This is a genomic window from Bacillus sp. OTU2372 (assembly GCF_038440275.1).
GTDB lineage: Bacteria > Bacillota > Bacilli > Bacillales > Cytobacillaceae > Neobacillus > Neobacillus bataviensis_B.
The window spans coordinates 1-2,577 of record NZ_JASATK010000056.1 but is presented as its reverse complement, the minus strand read 5'-3'; the positions used below and the strand labels follow the sequence as shown (position 1 = coordinate 2,577).

At 31.9% G+C, this 2,577-nt stretch carries 2 protein-coding genes; one reads left to right on the top strand and one right to left on the bottom strand.

Annotated features, from left to right (window positions below; translation table 11 throughout):
* Positions 1–592, top strand: a 592-nt coding sequence (locus tag AAHB15_RS29780) for a hypothetical protein (protein ID WP_342043889.1), incomplete at its 5' end; no start/stop codon positions are given.
* A 676-nt stretch (positions 593–1,268) separates the two neighbouring features.
* Here the strand turns inward: AAHB15_RS29780 and AAHB15_RS29775 are convergent.
* Entirely contained in the window at positions 1,269–1,970 is a 702-nt protein-coding gene (locus tag AAHB15_RS29775; RefSeq protein WP_342043888.1) for a DUF4386 domain-containing protein, read from the bottom strand.
* Between the last annotated feature and the right edge of the window lie 607 nt (positions 1,971–2,577).

The following is a 2,577-nucleotide window of genomic DNA, read 5'->3' as shown; positions in this document are numbered from 1 at the left end:
CTTAAGTATATTTCTTCACAAACTTTTTAATAAATTCTACACAAAATTTAAACGACCGTCCTTTACAGGCTTGTATAGAATGCATAAACTATTAAGATTTCATAAGAAAAGAGTGAAAATATTGTCAACAAACTTAGTTGCAACAGTAAGAATTGTCTTGGCTTTAACGGTACAAGCCATTCGATTTACTAATAATGCAAAACTGATAATCCAACAACTTGAAGGTTTTGGTTTACCCCCCAATCCAATAAAACCACAATTATATCAAGATGCCATCGATAGTCTAACAGATGCTTTTAATACTATACAAGCTCATCCTTTAAATTTACACTGGCCAACTGACCCTATACTTCCACTTAATCTTATTTATCCTAATGATCCTATAAGAATTAAACTTTCAGACAACCGAGCCTTGCTGGCATTAGATAGAACCAATGATGCTATCAGATATATTCACACAGCTATACTCGGAAGTGCAGATTCTGACATCACTGAGCAACTGCTTTTAATTAGGTTCCAGGTAAAAGCCGCACGACTTATACTTGAAGATGGAATAGATGCTCCTCCATTTACAGGAGATGTTAAGAGTTGATAATTTATCGGCTCATTTTATTAAGTTTACAAAAGTTCTTTTTTCACTAACCTGCCAGTTAGTTCAATAACGGTATTAAAAACACCAGTTAATTTCAGAAGAAATAATTTAGAAAGAATCAAATTAGGAACTTCTCTTACTAACATACCTTTTATCAACAAAAATACTAAACAAAACTGCAATTAAATAAGGGAGTAAAGAACCTGTGTCATAGTCTTTATACCTATGATGAAACACTAATATTGAAATATCAAATTTCATTCCAATCATATATAAAATGGTTATTGTAACAATAAAAGTAACTAAAAATATGAAAAATCTCTTTATTTTACTTATCACTGAATTTCCCCCGTTTTATCATTCATAAAATATCCAATAACATTATAAGTTCCATTATACAACTTAATCAAAAATATAAATTTCTAATTTTCCGACTGTTCTTATTAAACTAACCTGCTACTTTAATGCAATAAAAAAGAGGATGGCAGTAAACCTAAGGGGTTCTGTTTTGAAGTACAAAATTCGAATTAGTGGCTAAAATCACATTAAAATTAGCATCAAAATTAACAAACGAATTAATACAATAATTGGTATATAAAAATGCTCAGAGCATAAACTCTGAGCATTTTTATATATATTTGGCATTTTGAACAAAAGCACCTGGGATAGCTTAAGTTTATTTTCTTGATTTAGATAAAGAGTCTAGTGACGACGCATTAAATCCTTTTACAATAAGCCATACTGCTAAAACCATTTCATTAGCAAATATCGGCAGACTTAAAATTGCCCCCCAAATAGAAATTTGAGTAATAACACCAAACATTTCCAGTAATGCTGCAATAAAAATAAGTGTTGAACCTGTCATACCCAAGATAGGTATAAATCGAGGGACCAGCCTTGATTTATAAAATATATAACTATACATCATTGTATTGATTCCAAGCATAAAATTGGGACCGAGTAAAAATGTCCAATCGTGTATTGCTTTTAATACTGTACCTGAAGCTTCAAAAGAGGCGATATTCGAAGTTGCAATTGTTGCAAATTCCTGACTTAAAGTTAGAAGAGACAATACACTTATTATTCCAACAGTAATAATAATTGCTTCAAGAAACCTGAAACAAATATGCCAAAGTGCAATGGTTTCGTTGTATTTTCTTAAAATAGGAAACATCGTTGTTGAAGTGCCAACCGCTGAAACGACAAGAATTAATTCCATAAGTGCTCCCAGGATCACCTGATTAGCGTGTTCAGAACCATTAATCAAGTAATCTGAACCCTTTAGAATTGGGTTGTATAAATTGAGACCGATTATCGCTGTAACAGCTGCAAGTATAAAAAGAATCCCTATGATTAGTTCGCTTTTTTTAGTAGACATTTGTTCATCTCCCATTTTTTTATCGATAGCGAAAAGAGTTTGCTATGACATCTACAAAATTGTGGTCTAAGTGAACTCAATCAAAAATACATTTTTTAATTTTCTTATTTTTATGCTGTACCATCAGATTTATTACCTATTTTTACCATTTATCTCAAACTAATTTAAATGTGAATTAAATGATACTTTTTTAGCATTGGAATTAGCAGAGTGACACAAACTCCTGTCAGCCTTCTAAAAGCAATGTGAATTACGGTGCGACTTCACCCCCAATTTTCTAAATAATCCCGTCATATCAACAAAAAGAAGCAGTCCAATTCTTAAGCGATTTAGACTGCTAATTAGTTTGTTTTTATATGTTTTGTACTCGAAAACAGAACCCGTTACAGTAAACCACACCTTCTTTGTTTAACTCAAGCAACCCATTAGCCATCCATGCATCTGAAAAATCGTTGCTGCACCACAGAGAATGAAAGTAGGGTTTTTGTGGTCATACTGATATTGGCGACATGAGGTTTAATTTACGGCTCAGTTTAAAAAAATATAAATTGCTGGGTCTATTTTAGTATTGTCATTTTTAGATCTTCACTGTTTTGTACTTTCATGG

What these genes read in the sequence shown, in the direction of transcription:
- AAHB15_RS29775 (WP_342043888.1), bottom strand. Translation starts at nt 1,970, where the DNA reads ATGTCTACTAAAAAAAGCGAACTAATCATAGGGATTCTTTTTATACTT.